Raw genomic sequence first — 24,553 nt, forward strand, 5'->3', positions numbered from 1 at the left:
GGATGGGGTATAATCCCGTGACCACACCATCCTATCCTGTGAGGTGATCACATGCGTAGGACCAAGGTCATCATCATGGGCGCCGCCGGCCGTGACTTTCATAACTTCAACGTTTTTTTTCGCGATGACGCCGCATATGAGGTGGTGGCGTTCACCGCGACCCAGATCCCGGGCATCGAGGGCCGCCGTTACCCGGCGGAGCTGGCGGGGAAGCTCTACCCCCACGGCATCCCCATCGAACCGGAAGAGCGGCTTTTCGAGCTCGTGCGGGAACACGGGGTGGAGCGGGTGGTGTTCGCCTACTCCGACGTGTCCCACCAGCACGTGATGGAACGGGCGGCGGTGGCAGCCGCGGCCGGGGCCGACTTTTGGCTGATGGGCCCCCGCACCACCCAGCTTGGGGCCAACAAGCCGGTGGTGGCGGTGTGCGCGGTCCGTACCGGTTGTGGCAAGTCCCAGACCACCCGGCGGGTCGTGGATGTGCTCAGGGGGTGGGGGAAAAGGGTGGTGGTGGTCCGCCATCCCATGCCCTACGGGGACCTCGCCGCCCAGGCCGTGCAGCGGTTCGCCACGTTCGATGACCTGGACCGGGCGCGGTGCACGATCGAGGAACGGGAGGAGTACGAGCCCCACCTCCAGCGGGGGACGGTGGTGTACGCGGGGGTGGACTACGCCCGTATCCTCCGGCGGGCGGAGGAGGAGGCAGACGTGATCCTGTGGGATGGGGGCAACAACGACTTCCCGTTCTACCGCCCGGACCTCCTGATCGTGGTCGCCGATCCCTGGCGGGCCGGACACGAGCGCACCTATTGGCCGGGGTCGGTGAACATCCGGCAGGCCGACGTGGTGGTGATCAACAAGGTGGACTCGGCGGGGATCGAGGCCATCGAGCGCCTGCGGGCGTCCATCGCCGAGCTGAACCCGCAGGCCACCGTGATCGAGGCCGCGTCCCCGATCACGGTGGAGGATCCGGAGCTCGTGGCGGGACGGAAGGCCCTGGTGATCGAGGACGGCCCCACGGTGACCCATGGGGAGATGCCGTTCGGTGCCGGGGCGGTGGCGGCGCGGAAGCTTGGGGCAACCCTGGTCGACCCGCGCCCGTATGCGGTGGGGTCCATCGCCGCCGCGTACGCCCTGTACCCCCACCTCGGCCCGGTGCTCCCGGCGATGGGGTACGGCGAGGAGCAAGTGCAGGAGCTGGCGGCGACCATTGCCAAGGTCCCATGTGAGGTGGTGGTCATCGCCACCCCCATCGACCTGCGGCGCCTGATCCGGCTGGCCACGCCGGCGACCCGGGTCCGGTACGAGCTCCAGGAGATCGGCCGCCCCACCCTGGCCGACGTGCTCGCCCCCCTCGTGTAGACAGGGGTCCGGGGCAGCCCGGACAAATGCGGCTGGGCCGCCTTGACTTCGTTCCTCCCCCGCCCCCCCTTCCCCGGTACCCTGACGGCAGGAGGGCATCATGAGAACGCAAGCGTGGGGTGGACTGATCCTGGCGGTGATGCTGGGGATTGCCGCAGTGGGCCAAGGCACCACCCTCGCCGGCGTGTTCGGGATCGAACTCACCTTCACCCCGGTCCCGCCGGCGACCCTGGAGGTGGACACGGCCATCGTCCTGTCCCTGTCGTTCGCTGGGGCGGAGGTCACCAGCCGAACCCAGCTCTCCCTGGATGGGCTGGTGGCTGAGCACATCACGATGGGGGTGAATCTAGACGGGATCGTGCTCCGCACCGGGATGCGCTTCGATCCCTGCTTCTCCCTGTACTGGTTCGAGGTCCGCGGCGGATGTTGCCCGTTGGACCTGGGAGCCCTGTTCCTGGTGGAGAACCTGGCGGATGCCTGCCAGACCCCGGACTACACCATCGGCATCGTCCTCGACCTGGGCGTGCGCACCGATCTCGGGCTCGTCGTGCGCAGCCTCACCGGATTCGGCGTGATCGACCTCTACCACCTGATCGACGATGACCCGGCCACCGTCCTCACCGCCGTGCCCGGATGGTGGTTCGAGGAAGAGCTGGTGTCCCTGAGCTTCACGACCTCGTGCTTCCGCGCGGACTCGGTGTTGCTGTTCGACCCTGTGGGGTTCGCGTGGGGCCAGTTCGTCGCCGCATACCGGTTCCCATCGCCGGAAGTGGAGATGGGGGCTGGGGTCCAGCTAGACGCCGGGCTCGCCCTGGATTGGGCCGAGCTCTTCCTCGGCCTCGCCATCGACCCAGCGACGCTCAGGTCCACGACCACGTTCGACCTCCTCGGGTTCGTCGCCCAGGAGGTGGAGGTGAGCGTGGCCTTCTCCGGGGTTCGCCTCTACTCCCGGACCCGGTTCGACTTCACCGGGCTCCTCCAGGAAGTGATCGGGTTCACGCTCACCTTCTGACGTGAAACGAGGCCGGCCGTTCACGCCCAAGCCCCCTATGGGGTCCCGGGCCACAGGAGTTCGTCCCCGTACCGCAGCCGCCACTGGGCAAGGCCACCGATGAGGCCACGTGCCAGGGGAAACCCGTTGGACCACAGGTACTGAGCGGCCTGGACGGCTGAGGTCCCATCCTCGTCCAGGCACCAAATGGCGACCCCGCCCCCAGCCGAGAGGGCCGACCTAGGCGGCAGTGCGGCCGCCCACGCCGCGAGCACGTCCAAGGTAGGTCGAGGCAGGTTCACCGCCCCCGGGAAGTGGCCCTGGGCGAACGCCTGCGGGTCGCGCAGGTCGAGGAGGACCAGGTACTTCTGGGCGACCTGACCGGCGGAGACCGGGTTCCCCCCGTAGTACGGGATCCCGCTGGGCAGGGTCTGGGGTGCCCCTTGTGCCCACACGAAGAACAGGCCCCCCAGCTCTTGCCACCACCCGACGAGTCCCCCGGCCACGGCCCGGGCCGCAAACCCCTGGTCCATCAACCATTGCGCGGCCTGGGCGGCCGCAGCCCCTGTCTCGTCGTAGAAGTAGATGTAGGGCCACCGCGGCAGCCGCGGGATCCAGCTCCCAAGCTCGGCGAACGGGATGTTGATCGCTCCCAGGAGGTGCCCTTGGGCGAACGCCTGGGCGTCCCGAAGGTCCACGAGGAGGTAGTAGTTCCTGTGGTCGTGGAGGCCGACGGCCGATCCCTCGAACGGCTGGGCCGGCCGCACGAACCCTTGGATGGTCAGGGTCTGCGTCTGAGCCTGCGGGTCGTCGGAGTACACGGTGAGCGAACGCTTGACCGACTGCCCCCCGTATCCGGTGGACTCGAAATGGACGGTGAGCTCCGCCTGTTCTCCCGGCAAGAGCACCGTCTTCGTAAGCAACACGGAGGTGCAGCCGCAGGTCCGGGAGGGCGGCTGGGTGAAGTTGAGCGGGGCGTCCCCCACGTTGCGGAGGACGTACACGTGCTGGACCAGCATCCCCTCGGGCACCTGGCCGAAATCGTACACCGGTTGGTCCACCACCAACCTCGGCCCGGCCCAACCGCCAAGAGCCACGAGCGCAACCAGCACCAAAGACAGGATCCACTGCTTCATCAGGTGGTCCCCCCTCTTCTACATCCATGATACACCGGGCGGGAGCAGGGAGGCATGTCCCTTCCCCGTCCGCCTAGACGTCCGTCCAGGGTGGGGGCTGGTCGGCGGAGGGGGATCAGGAGAGGTCGAGAACCTCTGCCGCAAGCGCGGCGAGGTCGACCACAGCGCACGTCGGCCTCCTGAGCCAGCCCCCGCACTCGCCCGGGTTCACCACCAGGGGTGTCCCGGCGCGGACCTCCAGGTTGTGGGTGTGGCCGTACACCACGAGGTCGTAGTGCCCGGAGGCGGCGAGGGCAGAAAGGACCCGCGGCTCGTGCATGAGGACGATCCGCCGCCCGGCCAGGACGAGCTCGTGGGGACCGTGGACCAGCTCCCCGACCTCGGAGAAGCGCTCCTGAAGATAGAGCTTGTCCCCGTCGTTGTTGCCGAACACGGCCACGACCCGGAGCCCGCTCTCCCGGAACGGTTCGGCCATGAACGGGGACACGATGTCCCCGGCATGGAGGACGAGCTCCACCCCGCGCTTGCGGAACCGGGCCAGGGCGCGGCGTAGGTTCCCCATGTTGTCGTGGGTGTCGGAAACGACTCCGATGCGCATGTCCTCATCCCGTCGCCGCGTCCGACCCGGCCTTGAGGCCGGAGCCGGTGAGGGGGACGACCACCTCCTCCCCCGGCCGGATCGCGCCCCGGGCGACGAGGGCCCGCAACGCGGCCACGGCCACGGCCGACGTGGGCTCCACGTAGATGCCTTCCCGCTCCGCCAGCTCCGCCCGCGTCGCCAGGATTTCCTCCTCCGGCACCGTCACCGCCGCCCCCCCGAGCGCGCGGAGGAGGCCGAGGACCTCCCGCCCCCGCGGCGGCCGCGGGATGCGAATCCCCTCGGCCACCGTGTCCTTGGAGCCGGCCGGTGCCGGCTCCTCCAGCCCTTGGGCGGCGGCGCGGGCGATGGGCGCACACGCTTCGGCCTGAGCGGCGTGGACCCGGGGGGCGCGGGCAAGCCAGCCGAGGGCGCGCAGGCGGGCGAACCCGTACCCGAGCCCGAGGAAGAGGCCCCCACCCCCCACCGGGGCCACCACGTGGTCGGGGACCTCCCCGTCCAGGCCCTCGAACAGCTCGTAGGCGAGGGTGGCCAGGCCCTCGAGGAAGTACGGGGATTCGTTGTGGGAAGCGTAGGCAAGACCGGGGTCGGCGGCGCACGCCGCGCGCACGGCGTCAGCCGCCCGCTCCCGCGGTCCGGGGACGAGGGCGAGTCCCGCCCCGTAGGCGCGGATCTGGGCGAGCTTCTTCTCCGAGGCGTAGGCGGGGACGAACAGCTGAGCCTGCAGCCCGGCCCGGGCGGCGTACGCGGCCAGGGCTGACCCAGCGTTCCCCGACGAGTCGTCGGCCACCGCCCGGATCCCGAACGACCGCAGCACGGCCACCAGCACCGCCGCCCCGCGGTCCTTGAACGACCCGCTGGGATTGCCGCCCTCCAGCTTGAACCAAAGGGTGATCCCAAGGTTCGGGCCGATGCGCAGCGACGGCACGAGTGGGGTGCCCCCCTCCCCCAGCGTCACCGGTTCCACGGGCGGCAGGAACGGGGCATAGCGCCACACGCCTCGCCCGACCAGATCCCCCCGCTTGAGGTCGCGGGGCAGATCCCGACGGTAGGTCAACGGGACCCGGCACCGCGGGCAGGGGGCCGGCACCGGCGTCGGCTGCACAGTGAAGCCACAACGCGGACAGTAGAGTTGCCCGGTCATCTTTCCATCAGACACCGAAAACGCAGCGCATCCCGGGCCATGGTGTCGTTGTTGAACAGCACGTACACGGCTTCTGCCTCCAGTGAGCGCACCTGCTCCACGAGGAACTGCAGATCCTGATCGGTGTACGTGTAGCGGTACATGCGCTCCCCGGGCGGGGAGCCGTGCAGGCGTAGATAGGCGATCGGGCCGGCGGTCACGGGGAGGGCCTTGAACGGGTCAGCGCAGTGGACGAGGGAGAACTCCCGGCAGATCGCAGCGACCCGCTTCGGATCCTCTCCCCAGTCCCCCCGTGGCTCCCACACGAGAAGAAACCCATCCCGGTCGATATCGGCAAGGAAACCGCCCAGGGCGTCCGTGTTCTCCGGGGTTGGCCCAAACGAGGCCGGGCACTGCAGGAGAAGGATCTTGGCCCGCAGGCGGTGGGCGACCTCAGCGGAGCGGGCCCATGCCTCCCGGGCTTCCCAGCCGCGGAACCGTGCCTTGTGGGTGATGTCCTGGTGGACCTTGACCGCGAACTCGAACTCCCGGTTTACCCCGTCGGCCAGGGCCCGCCAGCGGTCGGCGGTGGCCGGGCGCGGGACGCGGTAGAACGTGGAATTCACCTCCACGAGCGGAAAGTGGAGCGCATAGAGCTGGAGCTTGTGGGGAAAGCGTCCCCTCCAGTCGGCCTCGCCCACGTCGGCGGGCCGCAGCGCCGCCCACCCGCAGCACCCGATGCGCAGCTCCATACCACGGATTATAGGTCCCTCACGGTTTCCTGTGGACGTCCGTCCCGCGACGAGGAAGCCATACGGGAACTGGATTCCAGGACACCCCCGGTCTTCACCGTCGTATCTGGGGCTGCACAGCGTGCGGAGATCGCGGCCGATCCCGGCGGGTATCGGGCTAATCGGCGGGGATCTCCTGCTCCCACCGCCGCAGGTTGTCGAGCACGCCGTACGCGGTGAGGTCGAGCTGGAGGGGGGTAATGGACACGTACCCCGAGAGCACCGCCCACACGTCGGTCTCCTCCTCCCCCGGCGGGGGCGAGCTGAGCATCTCCCCGGTGAGCCAGTAGTAATCCCGCCCGCGGGGATCCACCCCGCGCACGAGCTCGTCGTCCCATAGCTTCCCCCCGAGGCGGGTGATCCGGATCCCCTTTGGCTTTCCCCGGGGTATGTTCACGTTAAGAAGGGTCCCGGCCAGCACCGCCCGCTCGGCCAGCGTCAGCCTGGCCATCCGGGCCGTCAACCGCGCGGCCACCTCGTAGTCAGGCCCCCCCTGTCCCGCCTCCTCCGATCCCACGTCGAGGGACACGGCGATCGCCGGGAGCCCGGCCGAGGCCCCCTCCATGGCCGCAGCCACCGTGCCGGAATAGGTCGCGTCACGACCCAGGTTCGCCCCGGCGTTGATCCCCGCCACCACCAGGTCCGGTCGCCGGGGGGCAAGCCCGAGGAGGGCCAGGAGCACGCAGTCCGACGGGGAGCCATTGGTCACGTGGACCACCTCCCCGTCCGGCAGACGGGCGGTGGACAGACGGAGCGGTTTGTGGAACACCCGGGTGCGGGAAGCAGCCGACCAGTTGCGGTCCGGCGCCAACACCCACGTCTCCCCCACCTTCGCCAGCGCCTTCTGCAGCGCGAGGAGACCGGGGGAGAGATAGCCGTCGTCGTTGGTGATGAGGATGAAGGGCTCAACCATCGTCAACCCCTTGTTGGGGCGCAGTGTAGCCGGTCATTTCGTCGGGGACAAACCGGTAGAACGAGAGCCGAGTCTCCCCGTACGCGCGCTGGAGCTCGAGACGAAGGGCGCCGTACCGAGCGGCGACCCCCTCCTTGTGGAACGTCTCGACGACCACGAGCGCCCCCGGGGCGAGCGGGACGAACTCCCCCAGCGCGGCCACCGCCCGTTGGGCAAGTCCGCTCTCGTACGGTGCTCCGACGAACGCCAGCTCGAAGGCGCGTCCCTGTTCGGCCAGGACGCGGATCCCCGCTAGCGCATCGAGGCGCAGCACCTCGGTTCGGTCCCGATAGCCCAGGCGCCGGATGTTCTCCTGGATCAGGCGCACCGCGTGGGGGGAGCTGTCCACGAACACGGCGCGGCGGGCTCCCCGCGATAGCGCTTCCAAGCCCACCGCACCCGTGCCAGCGAACAGATCCAGGAACTCCGCCCCGGCCACGAGCCCGCCCAGCGTGTCGAACAAGGCGGTGCGCACCCGGTCGCGTAGGGGGCGGATGTCCGTCCCATGCCACTCGGCCAGCTTCCTCCCCCGGTGAGCCCCGCCGATGATCCGCACTTGCGCTCCCCTGAGAACCGGCTACGATTTTTCGAAGCCGTCTTCAGGATATCCCAAATCCGAGGGCAGGACACCGGGGGTTGCCCCGGCCCTGGAAGGAGAGCGGGTGCGGTACGACGTAGCGGTGATCGGAGCGGGACCGGCGGGGTTGTTCGCCGCCCTGGAGCTCGCCGAGTCCGGGCTTTCCACGGTGGTGGTGGAGAAGGGGCAGGCCCCGCGGGAGCGCCGGAGCATCACGTGCGGGGTGGGGGGGGCCGGTGCCTTCTCCGACGGCAAACTGAATTTGACCCCGCGCATCGGGGGAGATCCGGCGGCGATCGGCTGTTCCGTGGCCGAACTGGCCGAGCTCATCGCCTACGTTGACCATGTGTTCACCCGCTACGGCGCCCCTGCCCAGTACTCCGGCGAGGACCACAAGGCGCTGGCTCGCCTGAAGAAGGCCGCCGCCGAGGCTGGGGTGGAGTTCATCTCCGGCCGTCAGCGCCACATCGGCACCGGCTGCATCCGCGAGGTCATCGACGCGATGTACCGCGACCTCCTCGACCGGGGGGTGGCGTTTCGGCTAGGGGACAAGGTCAAGGCCATCGCCTGGGCGAACGACGAGTTCGTCGTGGACCTCGGTAAGGAACAGATCCACGCCGGCGCGGTGATCGCCGCCCCGGGCCGGGTGGGGGCGTACTGGCTCAGGGAGGTGGCCCGCTCCCTGGGGGTGGGTCCCCAGTTTGGCCCCCTCGACGTCGGGGTGCGGGTGGAGTTCCCGGCCGAGCTCTATGACCCCATCGAGCGGGTGATGTACGATGCCAAGTTCCGCGTACGCACCTCGACCTACGATGACATGGTCCGCACGTTCTGCACCAACCCGCGGGGATTCGTGGTCCAGGAGGACCACGACGAGTTCGTGCTCGTGAACGGGCACGCCGAGAACGAGTGCAAAACGGAGAACACGAACTTTGCTCTCCTGGTGCACATCGAGCTCACCGACCCGGTGGAAGACACCACCGAATACGGCCGGGCCATCGCCAAGCTCGCCACGACCATCGGCGGCGGCCGGCCGATCCTGCAGCGGCTGAAGGACCTCCGAGCTGGGCGGCGATCCACCGCCGACCGCATCCGGCGGGTTTCCATTCAGCCCACGCTCGCCGCGTTCACCCCGGGGGACATCTCCATGGCCCTCCCCCACCGGGTGGTGGTGGACCTGGTGGAGGCGATCGACGTGCTCGACCGGATCATGCCCGGAATCGCGTCTGAGGGGACGCTGGTGTACGCGCCGGAGATCAAGTTCTACGATACCCAGTATCGGGTAGGGGCGGGGATGGAGACGGGGCTCCCCGGGTTCTACGTGGTGGGGGACGCGTCCGGGCATTCCCGGGGGATCGTGTTCGCCGCCCTGACCGGGATCCTCGCCGCCCGCCACATCAAGGCCCGCCCCGGCTAACCGTTTTGACGATGACCAGGGTGGCTGTATTGACGAGCGGTGGCGACGCCCCAGGCATGAACGCCGCCATCCGCGCCGTGGTTCGTACCGGCATCGCCCACGGGTGGGAGGTGTTCGGGGTCCGCCGCGGCTACGCCGGCCTCCTCGAGGGCGCCCTCATCCCCCTCGGAGCGCGGGACGTGGGCGGCATCATCCAGCTTGGGGGGACGGTGCTCGGCAGCGCCCGCTGCCCCGAGTTCAGAACCGAAGCCGGGCAGCAAGAAGCCCTCCGGACCCTGAGCCGCCACGCCATCGATGCCCTGGTGGTCATCGGCGGAAACGGTTCCCAAAGTGGGGCGTATGGGCTCGCGCGGCTCGGGTTCCCCGTGGTGGGGGTGGCCTCCACCATCGACAACGACCTCGTGGGCTCCGACATCACCATCGGCGTGGACACCGCCCTCAACGTGGCCCTGGAGGCGATCGATCGACTGAAGGTGACCGCCTCCTCGCACCAGCGGGCGTTCCTGGTGGAGGTGATGGGGCGGGACTGTGGGTATCTGGCGCTCATGGCCGGCATCGCCGGCGGGGCGGAAGCGGTGGTCATCCCCGAGGTGGAGACGGACCCGGAGGCGCTGGCCGCCGAGCTCCATCAGGCCTACGAGCGGGGGAAGCCCCACGCTCTGGTGGTGGTGGCGGAGGGGGCGCGGTACAACGCCTCCCGCCTTGCCGAATACTTCCGGAAGAACGAAAAGCGGCTGGGGTTTGAGCTTAGGGTGACGATCCTCGGGCACGTCCAGCGGGGCGGGGCCCCGGGCGCGTTCGACCGCCTGCTGGCCACCCAGCTCGGGGCGGCGGCCGTTGATTGCCTCGCCCGCGGCGAACACGGGGTACTGGTGGGCTGGATCCGGGGGGCGGTGGCCACCACCCCGCTCGCCGAAGCGGCCCGGTACAAGAAGGAGTTAGATCCTGAGCTTTTCGAGCTCGCCCAGGTGCTGGCGCGGTAAAAATTTCCGGTGTTTGGGCAAGATCACGTTCGCCGTTTGAGGATCCGAAAGCTCCACGGCGGCAGGATGACCTCGCCCGATACTTCCTCTCCGGCGAGCAGATCCCGAAACCTTCCTGGAAGGAGAAACGCTTCTTCCCCGTCCCCCGCGTTCAGGACGACGAAGACCTCCTCCCCCGCAAGGGTCCGTCGCAGGCAAAGCGTTCGCCCGTGCGCCTCGACGAAGTGTAAGTCCCCGCCGCGCAGGGCCGGCTCACCACGGCGTAGGCGCACAAGCTCCCGGACGGCCGCGCGGGCCTCCTGGTCCCATAGGTTCTGGTCCCAGGCGAAGCAGCAGCGGCAGTCCGGATCTTCCCCGCCCTCCATCCCGATTTCGTCCCCGTAGTAGATCGCCGGTGCACCGGGAAAGCCGAGCAGAAAGGCCGTGGCCAGAAGCAGGCGCCGTTTGTCTCCCTGGCAAAGGGTTAGGAAACGAGGTTTGTCGTGGCTTCCAAGGAGAGTGTAGCAGGCGAACCCATTCTCCTCCGGGTAACTACGCCACAGGCTGTAGACGTAGTGGGCGAACCGGCGGGCATCCCATGTCCCTTGGGCGAAGAAGTGGACGAGCCCCTCCCAAAGCTTGTAGTGCATCACCCCATCGAGCGCCCCGTGCTTGAACCAGGAGGTGGCGATCCCCATCACCTCCCCGAGGACGTAGGCGTCAGGGTTTTCTTTTTTGACCGTCCGGAAAATATCCCGCACGAAGTCCGGGGGCAGGTATTCCACCGTGTCCAGGCGCCAGCCGTCGATTTCGTATTCGCGTATCCAGTGGCGTACCACCGAAAGCAAGTATCCCCGCACTGCGGGGGTTCGGTGGTTCCACTCCGGCAAAGTGGGGCAACCGGCCCAGCAGACGTAGTTGGGCTCCGGTTCGCGAACGTCCCTATCTCCCCGGATGGTGAACCAGTCCCAGTAGGGGGAGGCCCGGCCGTGCCGGAGCACGTCCTGGAAGAAGGGGTGCCGTTCCCCGCAGTGGTTGAACACCCCGTCGAGCACGATGCGCATGCCGCGGGCGTGCAGGGCCGAGGTGAGCTCACGGAGGGCGTCGTTCCCCCCAAAGGCCGGGTCCACCTGGAAGTAGTCCTCGGTGTCGTACTTGTGGTTGGTGGGAGCCTTGAAGATCGGGGTGAGGTACAGGGCGGTTATCCCGAGGTCCGCCAGGTAATCCAGCTTCTCCAGGATTCCCCACAGATCTCCGCCGAAAAAGCTTGCTCGATCGGGGAGCTCTCCCCAGGGCCTTGCTCCGGGTGGATCGTTCCGCGGGTCCCCGTTGCGGAACCGATCGGGGAAGATCTGGTAGAAGACGGCGTCCCGCACCCACTCCGGCGGGTTCATCCCTTGACGGCTCCGCGGGTAAGCCCCGAGATGAGCTGGTTTTGCAGGAGGTAGAAGATGAGCACGATGGGGAGGGCCCCCACGATGGAGGCGGCCGCAAACATTCCCCAGCGAGTGGTGTACTGTCCCGTGATGAACAGACGCAGGCCCACGGCCAGAGTGTACCGCTGAACGCCGGTGAGCAGGACGCTCGCCAAAAGGTAGTCTGAGTACGTAGCGATGAACTGGAGGATGAACACCACGGCCAGGATGGGCCGGGCAAGAGGTAGGATGATCCTGGTGAAGGCCTGAAAGCGCGTAGCCCCATCGATCATGGCCGACTCCTCGAGCGAGCGGGGGATGGTGTCAAAGTACCCCTTCATGAGCCAGGTGTTGAACCCGAGCGCTCCTCCCAAGTACACCAGGATCAGTCCGGTATGCGTATTCAGGCCAATGGCCGGGATGAAGCCCCCCAGCCTGAGCAAGAGGATGTACAGCGCCACCATGGCCAGCATTTGGGGAAACATTTGTACAAGAAGGAGTGCCATGAGTCCGGTTCGGCGCCCCCGGAACCGGAACCGGGAAAAGGCATACGCCCCCAGCGCGGTCAGAGTGGTCGTGAACAGGGCGGTGAGCCCGGAGACCTTGACGCTGTTTGCGATCCATATCGGGAATGGGTGCTGAGGGTTGGTGAACAGCTCTTGGTAATGGCCCACCGAGGGGTTCCGGGGGATGAGCCGTTGGCCGACCAAGGTGTTGGTGGGGTTGAACGAAGCCGACAGGATCCACACAACGGGGAACAGGGCGAACACGATCGCGATCCAGAGGATGAGATGCCGAACGATGGCGCCCACCAGGGTCGGGCGCCTATACATTCTCGGACACCTCCTCCAAGGCCCGGGTGAACCGGAAGTTGATCCAGCTAATGGTGCCGATGATGAGAAAGATTAGGATGGATACGGCCGAAGCGAGACCATATTGATTCCCTCGTTGTCCCTCGAAGGCAAGCCTATAGGTATATGAGATGAGGATATCCGTCGACCCGGCCGGGGTCAGAGCCCCAGGGATGGGCGGCCGGCCCTCCGTGAGCAGGTATATGTTCGTGAAGTTGTTGAAGTTGAACGCGAACGAGCCGATGAGCAGAGGTGCCAAGGACACCAAAAGGAGCGGGAAGGTGATCCGCCAGAATCTTTGCCAAGCCGAAGCCCCGTCAATCTGGGCCGCCTCATGGAGCTCTTCAGGGATGGACTGAAGCGCCCCCAGGGAGATGATCATCATGTAGGGGAAGCCAAGCCAAAGGTTGTTGAGGAGCAACGCCACCTTTGCCCAAAACGGGTCTTGGAGCCAAGGGATCTTGACCCCAAACAGGCTGTACAGGATCTGATTGAAGACCCCAACCTCGGTGTTGAAGAACCCGCGCCACATGAGGACGGAGATGAAGGCCGGAATGGCGTATGGCACGATGAGGAGCATCCGGTAGGCCCTTCGAAGTCGCAGGTAGGGATTGTTGAGGTGGTAGGCCAGAAAGAGCCCTAGGGCGAATGTGAGGAGGACCGAAAAGAACGCGTAAGCGAACGTCCAAGCAAAGACCCGGAAGAACGGGCCGGAGATCTGTGGGTTGGTCACCAGGGCGAAGAAGTTCCTCCACCCGACGACGATCGTGAACCCAGGGAGGAGGATCTCTCCCTCCGGGGAGGTGAAGAAGCCCTCCACCGGCCGATACACGGTGCCCGAAAGTAGGTCCACCAAGGCGTCGGCTTCCGGATCGTAGCGGTAGCGGTGTTCGTAGGCGGAGAACTCCTGAAGCGATGTCATCCGCAGGATTTTCTCCCCAAGCGGGAACGCCATGGCTTGCAGCGTGGACAGGTTCCGAACCAACTCGGGGAGCGCCAGGCGCCGGTACCCTTGAACACCGTCAATGACGCCGTCGCTGTCCTCGTCTAAGAAATCCTGATCCCCGGGATCCACAGGGGTGACCTCACCTTTGCGGGCAAACAACACGGGACCGTCCTCGGGGTAAAAGAGAAACACAAACTCCGTTCCCCCTTCCCGCTGGAAAACCGAGTAGCGGAACGTCTCGGTGTCCGGGGGAAGATAGAACTTGCTCTCAAACTGAGCAATCGCCTGTTCCTTGGAGAGGATGTGGCCGGTCCCGTAGTTGGTGAACGCGATATAGATGTTGTAGCCAACAGGGTAAAGGACGAACAGCGTAAGGAAGAGAAGGCCGGGAATGAGGTACTTGAGAGGGTAAGTGCGTTTCGAAAGATAGATCCAGTTGATAAGACCGAGGGCGACGGACAAGCCCGCGGCCATCCAGTACTCCCCCCGCAAAAGGAGGGAAGAGAAGGCCCAGATGCCCAGGGCGTCAAGGAGGCCGAGGGCCAGGACGGTCGCCCCTTGGGCAAAGATCTTCCTCCAGCTCATGATGGGAGGGGCCGGCCGGAACCGGCCGGCCCCTAGGCTTCCTTTCTACTTGCAGCCGAGGAGCGTGCGGATCTGCTCCGCGGCGTTCCTCATCGCCTCCTCAGGACCGAGCTTCTGGGAGACGATTAGTTCCAGAGCATCCGACCAAGCACCCCAGACCGAGGCCATCTCCGGGATCTTGGGCATGGGGATCCCGTCGGCAGCGCTGGCCGCGAACGCCTGGATGTCGGGATTGTCCGCGAGCTCCGCCAGGGCGGGCAAGTACGCGGGCGGCCGCTGGCCCCGCTCGTAGATGGCGAGCATGACCTCCTTGGTGGCCAGGAAGTCCTTGAGGAACAGGTTAGCCAGGATCTTGTTCTCGCTGAAGGCACTGACCATGAACCCCTGAACCCCGGTGAACGGCCGCGGTGTGTTCCCCTCGATGAGCGGGATCTTGGCGACGCCGTAATTGATCCCAGCGGCGTGGATGCCAGGGAGAGTCCAAGGACCTCCGATGAACATGGCCAAAAGCCCCTCGTTGAACAGCCCGGTCACGGTCTGGTAATCGGCCCCCGCGAACAGGATCCCCCCCTTCACCAGACGGTCGAGGAGCCTGGCGCCTTTGACGGAGCCCTCGCTGTCCAGGCCGATGTCACAGGGGTTGAGGGTCCCTTCCGGCGTGCTGCCGAAGACGTAGCCCCCGTAAGCGGAGTGCAGGGGGAAGGTGTGATAGGGATCCGGCTGTTGAATCAAGAACCCATACTGTCCCTTTTCGGGTTCGGTGAGGGCCTTGGCAATCTCGATCAGTTCTTCGAAGGTGGCCGGCGGCTCGGGCACCAGGTCCTTGTTGTAGACCAGAGCCACGCACTCGGTGGCGTAGGGAAGACCGTACAGCTCCCCGGCCCAGGAGAAGGCCTCCAAGCTCGCTGGGTCGAACTGGGCCAAAAGGGCTGCCGGGAGGAAGATCGGCTCAAGAAGGCCGTTGAAGATCAGCTCGCCGATCCAGTCGTGGGGGCCGATAATAATGTCCGGGCCCTCCCCGGTGGGAGCAGTGACGGCCAGGTTGCCCCGGATATCGCCGAAGGGCACTTCCACAACTTCCACCGGCACCCCATAGGCGGCGGTGAACTTCTGCGCCGCCTCCGTGAGGGCCGGTGCTCGGGTTTCGTCACACCACACGATCAGCTTCCCCGGCTCGGAGGCCAGGCCCAGCATCCCCAATACCAAAATGCTCAACACCGCGATTCCGAAATTCCGCATCCTTCATCCCTCCTCATTTTTGATTAAACTAAGCCTGGGTTTCCCTTCTTTTTCTGTCACCATCTATTTTCGCTCTTCTCACCCCCTTCTTCGTGGTCTGCCAGCCCAAGACCGACTCGGCCCTTTCGCCGTCGATCCACCTCACTCCTCCCGCGCCAATATCCAGGCCTGGACAGGGGGCATGACCACCCGGCCCCGGAAGATCGTCTCTCCGCCGACGAGCCGCCAGCTCCCAGGGGGAAGTTCCAAGGAAGCCATCCTGGGAGCGTTGTTGGCGACAACGAGCACCTCGCCTTGCTCCCCACGGAAGAAAGCGAGCACGCCCTCCTTGGCGGCGTAGGCGCGGACTGCGCTCCTTGTGAGCGCGGGGATCGCCCGCCGCATCTGGGCCAACCCGATGTAATGGGCGAGAAGCTCCTCGTTCACCACATCCCACTGGATGGGGTAGCGCTGGGCATCGTGGAACCCTTTCTCACCCAAGATGCCCCGCTCATCCCCTTGGAAGACCACGGGGACCCCCGGCAGGGCGTAGAGCAGGGTGGAGAGCAGCTTGAGCCGCTTGATGGCCTCAGGGGCAGGGGGTTCGCCGAAACCGCCTCCGCCCAGGTCAGTGAGGACGCGCGACGTGTCGTGGGAGCTCACGAGATTGAAGCCCATGGCGGCGACGTTCTCCCCGTAGGCCGCGAAGTAGCGGCTGAGCTCAGACAGGGTGTGCTCCCCATCGGCGTTCCCCTGCGCATAGGGTAGCAGCACGTCGCGACCCAAGGCATAGTTCATGAGGGAGTCGAACTGATCGCCCTGCACCCAGGACGGATCGAGCTGCCAGATCTCACCCACCATATAGGCCTCGGGATGGCGGGCTTTCACGAGCTCTCGCAGCTCGGAGAAGAAGCCATGGGCGTTGATGATCTCGTTGGGCACGTCTACCCTGAACCCGTCAAACCCGAAGTCCAACCAGTGGCGCACTACATCGAAGAGGTAAGTTTTCACTTCGGGGCCCGCGGTGTTCAGTTTGGGAAGGCTTCCCAACCCCCACCAACCCTCATAGGCATTGCCGTCGCCGAGGAGGAAAGGCCATTTGCGGACGAAGTACCAGTCCCAATAGGGACTTTCCGGCCCGTTTTGGACCACGTCTTGAAACGCCCAGAAGCCTATCCCAGTATGGTTGGGAACGAAGTCGAAGATCACGCGCATGCCCAGGGCATGCGCTTCGTCCAAAAGCAGCCTTAGATCGGCTTCGGTGCCGAACTTTGGGCTCACCTTGAGGTAGTCGCGGGTGTCGTAGCCATGGGCGCTCCCCGAGTCGAAACTGGGGTTTAAGTAAAGTATGGTCACCCCTAGCTCGCTCAAGTAGCCTAGCTTTTCGACGACACCCCGAAGGTCCCCACCGAAATACTGGTGGCAACAGTGCTCTGGAGTGATCGGATCGCTCCAAGAGGAAAGGACAGGCCCCCCCTCAGTCCAGAGCTCGTTATAGAAGAATTCGTCGGTCTGGAGGGCCAGTACATCGTTTTCCGGATCCCCATTGTAGAAACGGTCGGGGAAGATCTGGTAGGCAATCCCTTGGCTTACCCATTTAAGCTGGGGAAAGCGGTCGGCGCCGTCGAAGAAGAAGGGCTCGGAGGGATCGTCCGGCACGGTGAACTCCGAACCGTCGATGGCAGTGCCGACGAAGCAATAGTCCAACGATTCGAACACCGGAAGGGAAATGCGCCACATTTCGCCCCAGTCCCACCAAAGCTGCCGCTCCATGGGCCACTCACCCTGATCCGTGACCAGGCGGACCGACTCCACTTGACCGGGCGCCGTTCGTAACCGCAGCACGAGCCGATCGTCGGCGATGCACAAGTACGCGGGGTCATGGGGGTCAAACATCGGGGAAGGGCCTACGAGAACCGGCTTGACGATGCGTACAGCATTTTGGCCCCCGAACCCGTCGTCAACGTAGCCGTCGGCCTCGGGATCGACCGGGCCGCCGCCGCGGGCGGTGGCCATGTCCCGGGGCCACCGCCCGTTGATGAAGAACTTGTACTGATGGGTTCCGGGCTCCAGGCAAACGGTGATGGCCCAGGAGCTGTCGGGCTGCTTTTCCATGGGCCATTCGCCCCAGGTGTTGAACGAGCCGCGTAGGCTCACCGAGGTGACGGTTTCATCTTCCAGCGGGGTGTAAACAAAGGTGACGGCTACCTTCAAGCCTGGACACTCAACCTCTTGAGCTAGTCCGCCCAATAGCAGCGCACTCAAGATCAGGACCGCGATTCCGAACTTCCGCATCCTGCATTCCCCCTTGGCTTTCTGCCTCTTCGTTCCCTTGCACGATCACCTCGACGCTCACACCCATTCACCAGCGCACCTCCACCGGCACAAGCGTGGCGTAGCGCCGCCCGGCCGGGTCGTACGCGGAAAGGAGCTCCTCTTGAGAAGCTCCTTCCGATGCCAGGTAGTCGTAGATCTGGGGCGCCCACAGGGGATCCGGACAGCCCCCGCCGGTCCACTCGCCGGCTGTCGCCCCGATCGGGCGCAGGTGGTTCTTGCCGTAGCCATCCTGGGACCCCACCAGCACGTAGTGCCACCCCCGAAGCTCGGGGACCAAGGACTTCTCGATGGTGACGATGATCCGTCCTCTCTTCAGGTCGGAGGCCACCTCCACGAGGAACGGCCCCTCGCCCCCAGCCGTCCACAGGTGTCGCCCGTACGCCGGCCAGCCCGCGACCTTGACGAAGAAGTCCCACGGGTGGTCGGGGTGGAACGCGACCTGGGCCGCCTCGGCCTCCGGGTGCGCCTCCGTGCTCCCGCCCGCGGCCACGTCCAGGTACAGGTAGATGATGGGGTGGGAGAACCCGTGGGGCCCGTTCCACGGGTTGGGAAGCACGGGGAACTCGAACGCCAGTTGCCAGCGGGTCCTGGCGTCGTAGACCGCGTACCGAACAAGATCGAACAGGCCCTTCTCCTGGAACACCCGGTTTAGCGGGTACGTGTACGCCCCCGGGCCGTGGTCGTCCCCGGTCGGGTCGGCCATCGCCCACACCTCCACCCCTTGGATGAGGGTGGGGATGCGGGCGAGCACCGGCCGCTCCGGCGCTTGTCCCAGGAGCTCCCCGGGCCGCTCCAGGGCGACGGCCGCCGTGAGGCTCTGCCCCGGCTCGACACCCAATTCCTCGAACGGGACGGCCGCCTCGACCACCTCCCCCACCGCCGCCTTGCGGGCAAGCAGGGTGCGGATAGGGGAGGCCAGCCGCCAGCCGCCCTTCCCGTCCGCCCCGTAGCGGAACACGAACCCGGACCCGTCCGGGCGCACCTTGGCCAGGTCCAGCTCCACCGCCGATACAAGGGCGAATCCCAGCTGGTCCCCGGCGTGCCGGGCCGCCACGTTGGCCGGCTCCCCGGGCCTGCCCGAGGCGTAGAGCACGAGGTACAGGTCCTGGCCGATCAGCTCCTGGGCCGGGCGGTCAAACCTCACCAGGAGGTAAACCAGGTTCTCCCCATATCCCACCGCGGCTTGGACGATGGGGCCGCACCCTGGGAAGAAGACGGCCTCGGCCCATTCCTCCGCGCCCATCACCCCGTCCAAGGTGGGTTTCACCTCGCCCAGGTTAGCCGAGGTGGGTGTCCGCAGGCGCAAAAAGAGCACCTGGGGGATCTCCGCGTCGCTGTACCCCGCAGCGCGGTAGGCGCCCACCAGGTGGGCCTTCATGAGCCAGTCGAAGAGGTCATCGGTCCCCGAGTCCTGGTCGGTCCCGTACCACCAAAACCAGTCGGAACCCTCGGCAGCATAGAGGGCCTCGAGCGCCGCCTCCGGGGCGCCGGCGGCAAACACCGCCGCCCGGGCGGCGGCAAGCCTCGCCCACCCTTCATCCTCCTCCGGCTCGCCGGTCCAGGTGGAGAGGTCCCCGGCCCACGATCCCACCGGGATACGGGCGAGCTCCACCTGCGCTGGGTGGGCGGCGAGGAACGCCGCCGGGGTGACCGTGCGCACCCACTCCGCTTCGGACAGGGCCCGGTACAGGGCGCGCAGGAACTCCCGGCCGTTGTCCGGGTACCCAGCCATGAACATCCAGTTCTCCCCGTCCAAGGCCACCACCAGGACGTGCTCCTCTGGGGCGTCCAGCGCCTCCCAGGTACGCCGGAGCTCGTCCATGAAGTCGGCCACCGCCTCCGCGGTGGGCTTGTTCCCGTAGGCAAAGCTGACCTTGTCGGACAGGTTGTGGTCCCGGAAGAAGAGCGCAATCCCTTCAAACCGCCAGGGCTGGGTCAGTTCCGCCCGGGATGGGGTCCGGCCGAGGGCCGCGGCGAGCGTCCATTCATCGGCCACCGTCCAAGCGAACCCGGCTTCCCCAAGGAGTGCCACCGCCCGCTCGGACACGGCCTGCTCCGGCGGCCATACCCCTTGGGCCGGGGGCCCAAAGAGCCGGGCATGCTGCTCCTGGGCGAGTTCAAGCTGCCCGAGGATATCCTCGTCCCAGCCCCGTCCGGCGAGGAGGGGCAGGATCGGGTGGAAAAACGGGCTGGTGATGAGCTCGCTTCCCAACGCCTGGACCTCCCGGTAGGCGTCCACCACCCAGGAAAGGGCCGTGTGCTGGGCGCGGATGAGGCGCGCGATGTCGTCCGCGGTGAACCCGGCCTTCCCCCGCAGATCGGCCACCCCGAGCTCCTGGTGGAGCTCAGGGGAGATCTGCCAGAGGAGGAAGAGGCCGGCCGCGTCGAGGAGTTCCTGGTCCGTGAGCGCCCGCTGGTCCTTGAGGGCGTTGAGCGCGGCGTAGCGGGGATCGAAGTACTTGCCCCCGGGGCGCAGCATGTACGGGTTGATCCAGAAACTTTGGGTCTGCATGGCCGCGCGCTCTTGCGGGGTCAGGGACTGCGGATCATGGAGGAGCGTCCACGTCCACCGGAGGTGGTTGTCCACCGCCCCGATGTATTCGTAAAGTCCGCCTTTTGCCCGCTCCTCCTCGGTGATCTCCACGTAATCGAGGAGCTGCCAAAGCAGGCTCGGCTGGAGGTTGTAGGCCACGCGGATCCCCGGGAACCCGGCGAGGATCCGGGGGGAGTCGATGTACTCCTGCACCCCGTGCACCCGCACCCAGGGTAGCTCGTACTCGCCAGTGAGCCGGTTCCAATAGAGCGGCTGGTGCTGGTGCCAGACGATGACCACGTTCAGCGGCCCTTTTTCCGCCAGCCCCCCTCCGGCCGCTGCCAGGAGGAGGATCACCGTTGCCCACAGCCTGCGCATTGTTCACCTCCCGCGTACGGAGAGCCATCCTTCTCCCGCCGCACGGCATAGCCAGACATCCCCGCGACGGTCAAGGGTTACCTTCATCCCATCCTCGGCGTCCACGGAGACCGACCCCTTGGCGACGATCGCCACCGGCCCCACCGGGTGGGAGAGGCGGAGGCGCCAGCCACCATTCCAGTCCGCCTCCGTCACCGCCTTCCTGGGCATCGGGACGAGGAGATCGGTCAACCCCACCGGAGCGATGCCCTCCCGTTCGGGAGCGAGCACGAAGTAGGCCACCCCTCCCGGGCGGAGCCGTCCCTCCATCGCCCCCACCGCCCCGCCGCTCAAGCCGTCCCAAATCAGGAACTCCCCGGGCACCGGCGGATCCAACCGAAACGGGAGCTCCTCCTCTGCCGTGTTGATCGCGATCACGTAGGCCCAACGGGCCGGGCCGAGGTCCCGCTCCGTCCAGAAGGCCTCTACGTCGGAGCCGAGGGTGTCGATCACCGGGAACGGCGGACGATCGGGCTGAGCGAGGGTGCCATCGGCGAGGACGAGCCGACGGAGGAGATCCCGATCGGCCAACCCCAGCTGGTCCCCGAACCCCACCGGGCCGCAGGATAGGGCCCGCAGGATCGCGTCCTCCACCGGGCCGTCACCACCGAACCCAGGGTGGGGCCGGGTGAGGAACAGGTCGTGGAACGGCGCGAGGCCCAGCGTCCACAGCACCGCCCCCATGAGCAGGTTCTGCCGGCGCAGGACGCGGGCCGGCGTCCACGCATCCAGGAACTCGGGATGGCCGACCCGGGCCGCGACCTCGAGCGCCGGCCGCTGGGCGAACAGCCAGTCGGTGTGGGTGCGGGCGGCGACGACGTTGGGTTCCTGGGTGGACGCGAGCGCCATGCCCATCGTCTGCATGCACAGGAGCACCGGCAACCCCTGCTCGCGGAACGCACGGGCCATGCCGGAAAACCACCGCCTCGCCGCCCCGGGATCGGCCCGCAACGCCTGGTCCAGATACTGACAGGTCCTCAGCCAATCGTGCCACGCCGCGATGCCCCCTTCGCCCTTGACCTCCCGGGCGATGGCCCGGTACACGTCGGGCCCCTCGCCGTCCACGCCGTACGCGTTGTCTTCGGCCAGCGCGGACAGGTGCAACACGTAGGGAAGGCCGGTGCGGGCGGCGATCTCGGCCAGGCCCTGCGGGTACTTGCGCGGATCGGGGCGGAAGCACTGCGCCCGGCCGATCGTCCGGTACGGGTACCAAAGGTCGAGGCCGAAGTACCGAACCGGAATCCCCTCTCGGCAGAACGAGGCGGCGAGCGCCTCGAGGAGGGCCCCGTCCATGGGGTGAAGGAGCTCGGTGTAGTAGGACCCGTAGGCGTTCCAGTAGCCCAAGGTGGAGAGGAGGGGGTGCTCGAGGGGGGCGGGCCGGGCCTTCCCGCTCAGGAGGAGCAACCGGTCCCCAAGGTTTCGCAGCGCGGAGATGGGGTCCTCCCCGGCCACGAACCACGTGCTCAGGGTGAACCCGGCCGGGAGCCGGTCCACCGCCCCGGAGAGGCCCCGGGCGGCCCCGCCGGGGAGGCGCACGAGGGGGCTCACGAGGAAGTGATCGGCCGGGGCGATGGCCACCGCCCCTTCATCGGAAAAAACAACCAGTGGCGCGAACGCCTCCTTGGGGAGCTCCCCCGGCCCGCGGCCGAGGCAGGCGGTGGGCCAGTACCCGCCTGGGTAGCGGTCCCCCGCCCCGCCCAAGCCGAACGTGGCGAGGAAGAACCGGAGGTCGTCGGGGAAGGCGAACGTGGGGGCGAGGAACGTCGGCTCATCGAACGAGTCGACCGTGGAGAGTCCGGCGAGGTCCCGCCGGAGCTCCGCTTGAACCAAGACCGCACCCGGATAACCACGCACGGAAAAGGTGAGGAGGGGCTCGCCACCCACGCCGTACGTCCGGCGCCACAGGCGATACCGCCCCCACCGATCGTGGCCGTCGGCCGTCTCCCACGGGCCCGAGGTCATGTCCCCTTCTCGCCACTCCCCGGCCGCGGGGAGCCGAACCCCCAATCCCACCGCCCATGGCCGGCCGGCGCCGACCAAGGTCAGCCGTCCGTCGTCCTCGATCCGCACCACAAGCTCGTTCATCCCGTCCTCTCCATGGGCGACCGGAAGGCCTCGGCGGTGACCAGCGTCGCCGCCCCGATGAGGAACCCGTCCGGCCCGAGCTCCGCCGGCACAATGGCCAGCTCCCGCGCCGTTTCCGGGAACGCGTGGTGACGCACCTCTTCCTCCAGCGCAGGGAGGAACAGGTCGGCGTCGGTCATGCGCTCCCCGCCGAGGACGATCGCCTCCGGGTTGAGGAGGTTCACCACGTTCTTTGCCCCGATCCCAAGGTACCTCCCCATTCGGACGAAAGCCTCACGAGCCGAGGCGTCGCCGCTTCGGGCGGAAGCGACCAAGCTCGGGATCCCTGGGTGACCCAAACGCTCGGCCTCAGCGGCCAGGAACCAGTCCGAGGCAAAGACCTCAAGGCACCCCTGCTCCCCACACCGACAACGGGGGCCGGCGGGGTCAATGGTCATGTGGCCCACCTCCCCAGCCCCGCCGAAGGCGCCCCGGTATAGCTCTCCGCCGATCACGACCCCGGCCCCGATCCCCTCTCCCACCGTGATGCACACGAAGTTCCGGAATCGGCGCCCCGCCCCGTACCAGCACTCCGCCAGGGCCAGGGCATTCACGTCGTTTTCCACACGCACCGGGAGGCCGAGGCGGTCCGCCAAGGGCTCCCCCACCGCCACGTTGTGCCAACCGAGGATGGGTGAGTACAGGTCCACCCCGTGGGCGTCGACGAACCCGGAGATGGCCACCCCAACCCCGAGGATCCGGCCGCGGGCCAACCGCTGGAACGCGTTCCTCACGAGGGAAAACACCTCATCGGGCATGGGCGGAGTGGGCAGAGGGGCTTCCCAGCGGCGGGCGATGCGCCCGGCCAAGTCCACCCGGGCGGCGAGGACGCGTTCCCGTTCCACCTTGACCCCGATGACATGGGCATAGGTGGGGTTGAAGGCGAGGAGCACAGCCCGCCGTCCTCCGTTGGACCGGGTTTTGCCGACCTCGCGGGCGATGCCCTCGGCGAGGAGGTCACGGGCGAACCGGGTGATGGCCGACGGGGCGAGGCCGGTGAGGTGGGCAAGCTCGGTGCGGGACATCGGGCCCCCCGTGCGCAACAGGTCGACCACCATGCCCCGGTTGTGATCCCGCAACAGTCCCAACGCGCCCTTGCGCCGCATACTTACTTCCTGGCAAAAAGGAAGTATACCAACCTCTGGGGATGGCGTCAAGGGGTTTCACGTCTGGAATCGTTTTCCAAGACCGGAGGCCCCCCGGGGTCAGGCCCCGCGCAGGAGGTACGAGAGCCCCATCGCCCCCAGGTACACGAGGACGATCGCCCCGGTGTCCCAGGAGAGGAGGATGAGGCCCTTCCTCCTGGGTTGGTAGCTCAACCCAACCAGGAGGAGAGCGTACATCAGCACGATCGCCGCCACCGTCACCAGGTGGTTTTGGTGCACGGCGGCGAGGAGAGGGCCGCCCGTGTAGACCAGGTCATCCACGGCCAGGATCGTCAGGTTGAAGAGCACGCTCCCGAGGAGGTTCCCCAGCGCCAGGTCGGCCGCCCCCAGGCGGGCCGCGGACACGACCACCACCAACTCGGGCAAGGTGGTGGACCAGGCGATGAGGAGCGTCCCCACCAGGGCTTGACCAAGCCCGGTCTCCCGGGCCAGCTCCTCTCCCAACCGGGGCAGGAACATGGCGGCGGCGATGACCACCGCGGCAGCGGTCCCGTAGCGGACGAGGGCTTTCCGGAGGGGGACACGCGCGTACTCCGGCTCTCGCGCGCCCGGGAATTCGCGTCCCCGCTCGTGGAGGAACGCGAGGCGCAGGGCAAGGAGGTACCCCCCGAAGAGGAGGGGGGTGATCGGGCTGATCCAGCCCAGGCTGGGCAGGGATCTTCCAGCGCCGAGGCCCGCGCCTACCAGGCCGAGGAGAAGGAGCCCGAACCCGGCGGGGAGGACATGTCCGTGATGGACGCGGGCCACCCAGGGAATCCGTCCGCCGACCGCGTCCAGCACCGCCACCATCACGAGGTTGAGCATGCACGCCCCGAGCACGTTCCCCACGGCGATGTCGGGGACGACGAACACCGCCGAGGCGGAGAGGCCGGTGATGAGCTCGGGGAGCGAGGTCGTGGCCGCCACCAGCACGAGCCCGATCCAGGTGCGTCCGAGCCCGGTCTTCTCCGCCAGCGCGTCTCCGTAGAACGCGAGCCGACTCCCGGCGTAGATGATTGCACCAGCGGTAGCGAAGAACAGCACCCAAGTCATCGGCACCTCCGCCGAACCGGCCT

General features: G+C 67.1%; 19 protein-coding genes. 4 read left to right on the forward strand and 15 right to left on the reverse strand.

Going from position 1 to position 24,553, the window contains the following annotated elements; translation table 11 throughout:
• The first annotated feature begins 51 nt into the window (after window positions 1–51).
• Window positions 52–1,362, forward strand: a complete 1,311-nt coding sequence (locus NUV94_02375; GenBank protein ID MCR4391633.1) for a cyclic 2,3-diphosphoglycerate synthase — start codon at window positions 52–54, stop codon at window positions 1,360–1,362.
• A 100-nt stretch (window positions 1,363–1,462) separates the two neighbouring features.
• Window positions 1,463–2,374: a hypothetical protein gene (locus NUV94_02380; GenBank protein ID MCR4391634.1), complete on the forward strand. Its 912-nt coding sequence runs from the start codon at window positions 1,463–1,465 to the stop codon at window positions 2,372–2,374.
• Between the two features lie 35 nt (window positions 2,375–2,409).
• Here the strand turns inward: NUV94_02380 and NUV94_02385 are convergent, their stop codons facing one another.
• From NUV94_02385 to rsmD, 6 genes are all read right to left on the reverse strand, one after another.
• Window positions 2,410–3,489 (reverse strand): rhodanese-like domain-containing protein, encoded by a 1,080-nt coding sequence (locus NUV94_02385; protein MCR4391635.1) that lies wholly within the window; start codon window positions 3,487–3,489, stop codon window positions 2,410–2,412.
• Window positions 3,490–3,604: 115 nt separating this feature from the next.
• Window positions 3,605–4,087, reverse strand: a complete 483-nt coding sequence (locus NUV94_02390) for a metallophosphoesterase (protein ID MCR4391636.1) — start codon at window positions 4,085–4,087, stop codon at window positions 3,605–3,607.
• Between the two features lie 4 nt (window positions 4,088–4,091).
• Window positions 4,092–5,231 carry a threonine synthase gene (gene thrC, locus NUV94_02395; protein ID MCR4391637.1) on the reverse strand — a complete coding sequence of 380 codons (1,140 nt, stop codon included), beginning with the start codon at window positions 5,229–5,231 and terminating at the stop codon, window positions 4,092–4,094.
• Window positions 5,228–5,962 (reverse strand): DUF72 domain-containing protein, encoded by a 735-nt coding sequence (locus tag NUV94_02400; protein ID MCR4391638.1) that lies wholly within the window; start codon window positions 5,960–5,962, stop codon window positions 5,228–5,230. Before NUV94_02400 ends, thrC begins: the two co-directional genes overlap by 4 nt.
• A gap of 157 nt (window positions 5,963–6,119) precedes the next feature.
• Window positions 6,120–6,914 carry a 5'/3'-nucleotidase SurE gene (surE, locus tag NUV94_02405; GenBank protein ID MCR4391639.1) on the reverse strand — a complete coding sequence of 265 codons (795 nt, stop codon included), beginning with the start codon at window positions 6,912–6,914 and terminating at the stop codon, window positions 6,120–6,122.
• Complete coding sequence (rsmD, locus tag NUV94_02410; protein ID MCR4391640.1) at window positions 6,907–7,509, reverse strand: 16S rRNA (guanine(966)-N(2))-methyltransferase RsmD; 603 nt, start codon at window positions 7,507–7,509, stop codon at window positions 6,907–6,909. The genes surE and rsmD overlap by 8 nt, the downstream gene beginning before the upstream one ends.
• A 106-nt stretch (window positions 7,510–7,615) precedes the next feature.
• Here rsmD and NUV94_02415 point away from each other — a divergent pair, with 106 nt between their 5' ends.
• Window positions 7,616–8,944, forward strand: a complete 1,329-nt coding sequence (locus NUV94_02415; GenBank protein MCR4391641.1) for an FAD-dependent oxidoreductase — start codon at window positions 7,616–7,618, stop codon at window positions 8,942–8,944.
• Between the two features lie 11 nt (window positions 8,945–8,955).
• On the forward strand, window positions 8,956–9,927 hold the full coding sequence (gene pfkA / locus NUV94_02420; protein MCR4391642.1) for a 6-phosphofructokinase: 972 nt from the start codon (window positions 8,956–8,958) through the stop codon (window positions 9,925–9,927).
• 23 nt (window positions 9,928–9,950) lie between these two features.
• On the opposite strand, the gene NUV94_02425 is transcribed toward pfkA, so the two are convergent.
• The 9 genes from NUV94_02425 to NUV94_02465 all read right to left on the reverse strand — a co-directional run bounded on the left by NUV94_02425 (window position 9,951) and on the right by NUV94_02465 (window position 24,530).
• A complete protein-coding gene (locus tag NUV94_02425) occupies window positions 9,951–11,300 on the reverse strand; it encodes a glycoside hydrolase family 13 protein (GenBank protein MCR4391643.1) in 1,350 nt (449 codons plus the stop codon).
• Window positions 11,297–12,154 (reverse strand): maltose ABC transporter permease MalG, encoded by an 858-nt coding sequence (gene malG, locus NUV94_02430; protein MCR4391644.1) that lies wholly within the window; start codon window positions 12,152–12,154, stop codon window positions 11,297–11,299. Before malG ends, NUV94_02425 begins: the two co-directional genes overlap by 4 nt.
• Window positions 12,147–13,703: a maltose ABC transporter permease MalF gene (gene malF / locus NUV94_02435; protein MCR4391645.1), complete on the reverse strand. Its 1,557-nt coding sequence runs from the start codon at window positions 13,701–13,703 to the stop codon at window positions 12,147–12,149. The genes malG and malF overlap by 8 nt, the downstream gene beginning before the upstream one ends.
• Before the next feature lie 45 nt (window positions 13,704–13,748).
• Window positions 13,749–14,942 carry a maltose ABC transporter substrate-binding protein gene (locus tag NUV94_02440; GenBank protein ID MCR4391646.1) on the reverse strand — a complete coding sequence of 398 codons (1,194 nt, stop codon included), beginning with the start codon at window positions 14,940–14,942 and terminating at the stop codon, window positions 13,749–13,751.
• Between the two features lie 141 nt (window positions 14,943–15,083).
• Entirely contained in the window at window positions 15,084–17,216 is a 2,133-nt protein-coding gene (locus tag NUV94_02445) for an alpha-amylase family glycosyl hydrolase (protein ID MCR4391647.1), read from the reverse strand.
• A gap of 67 nt (window positions 17,217–17,283) precedes the next feature.
• Window positions 17,284–20,169 carry a hypothetical protein gene (locus tag NUV94_02450; protein MCR4391648.1) on the reverse strand — a complete coding sequence of 962 codons (2,886 nt, stop codon included), beginning with the start codon at window positions 20,167–20,169 and terminating at the stop codon, window positions 17,284–17,286.
• 3 nt (window positions 20,170–20,172) lie between these two features.
• The gene (locus NUV94_02455; GenBank protein ID MCR4391649.1) at window positions 20,173–22,293 is read right to left on the reverse strand and encodes a hypothetical protein; all 2,121 of its coding nucleotides are present in this window, start codon (window positions 22,291–22,293) and stop codon (window positions 20,173–20,175) included.
• Entirely contained in the window at window positions 22,290–23,438 is a 1,149-nt protein-coding gene (locus tag NUV94_02460; GenBank protein MCR4391650.1) for an ROK family transcriptional regulator, read from the reverse strand. Before NUV94_02460 ends, NUV94_02455 begins: the two co-directional genes overlap by 4 nt.
• A 99-nt stretch (window positions 23,439–23,537) precedes the next feature.
• Window positions 23,538–24,530, reverse strand: a complete 993-nt coding sequence (locus tag NUV94_02465; GenBank protein MCR4391651.1) for a hypothetical protein — start codon at window positions 24,528–24,530, stop codon at window positions 23,538–23,540.
• Window positions 24,531–24,553 lie beyond the last annotated feature (23 nt).

The sequence above is a fragment of the Candidatus Acetothermia bacterium genome, assembly GCA_024653305.1.
Taxonomy (GTDB): domain Bacteria; phylum Bipolaricaulota; class Bipolaricaulia; order Bipolaricaulales; family Bipolaricaulaceae; genus JACIWI01.

Bases quoted from the DNA above. Each gene is read 5' to 3' on its own strand.
- NUV94_02375 (MCR4391633.1), top strand. From the start codon at position 52: ATGCGTAGGACCAAGGTCATCATCATGGGCGCCGCCGGCCGTGACTTT.
- NUV94_02380 (MCR4391634.1), top strand. From the start codon at position 1,463: ATGAGAACGCAAGCGTGGGGTGGACTGATCCTGGCGGTGATGCTGGGG.
- NUV94_02385 (MCR4391635.1), bottom strand. From the start codon at position 3,489: ATGAAGCAGTGGATCCTGTCTTTGGTGCTGGTTGCGCTCGTGGCTCTT.
- NUV94_02390 (MCR4391636.1), bottom strand. From the start codon at position 4,087: ATGCGCATCGGAGTCGTTTCCGACACCCACGACAACATGGGGAACCTA.
- thrC (MCR4391637.1), bottom strand. From the start codon at position 5,231: ATGACCGGGCAACTCTACTGTCCGCGTTGTGGCTTCACTGTGCAGCCG.
- NUV94_02400 (MCR4391638.1), bottom strand. From the start codon at position 5,962: ATGGAGCTGCGCATCGGGTGCTGCGGGTGGGCGGCGCTGCGGCCCGCC.
- surE (MCR4391639.1), bottom strand. From the start codon at position 6,914: ATGGTTGAGCCCTTCATCCTCATCACCAACGACGACGGCTATCTCTCC.
- pfkA (MCR4391642.1), top strand. From the start codon at position 8,956: ATGACCAGGGTGGCTGTATTGACGAGCGGTGGCGACGCCCCAGGCATG.
- NUV94_02425 (MCR4391643.1), bottom strand. From the start codon at position 11,300: ATGAACCCGCCGGAGTGGGTGCGGGACGCCGTCTTCTACCAGATCTTC.
- malG (MCR4391644.1), bottom strand. From the start codon at position 12,154: ATGTATAGGCGCCCGACCCTGGTGGGCGCCATCGTTCGGCATCTCATC.
- malF (MCR4391645.1), bottom strand. From the start codon at position 13,703: ATGAGCTGGAGGAAGATCTTTGCCCAAGGGGCGACCGTCCTGGCCCTC.
- NUV94_02440 (MCR4391646.1), bottom strand. From the start codon at position 14,942: ATGCGGAATTTCGGAATCGCGGTGTTGAGCATTTTGGTATTGGGGATG.
- NUV94_02445 (MCR4391647.1), bottom strand. From the start codon at position 17,216: ATGCGGAAGTTCGGAATCGCGGTCCTGATCTTGAGTGCGCTGCTATTG.
- NUV94_02450 (MCR4391648.1), bottom strand. From the start codon at position 20,169: ATGCGCAGGCTGTGGGCAACGGTGATCCTCCTCCTGGCAGCGGCCGGA.
- NUV94_02455 (MCR4391649.1), bottom strand. From the start codon at position 22,293: ATGAACGAGCTTGTGGTGCGGATCGAGGACGACGGACGGCTGACCTTG.
- NUV94_02460 (MCR4391650.1), bottom strand. From the start codon at position 23,438: ATGCGGCGCAAGGGCGCGTTGGGACTGTTGCGGGATCACAACCGGGGC.
- NUV94_02465 (MCR4391651.1), bottom strand. From the start codon at position 24,530: ATGACTTGGGTGCTGTTCTTCGCTACCGCTGGTGCAATCATCTACGCC.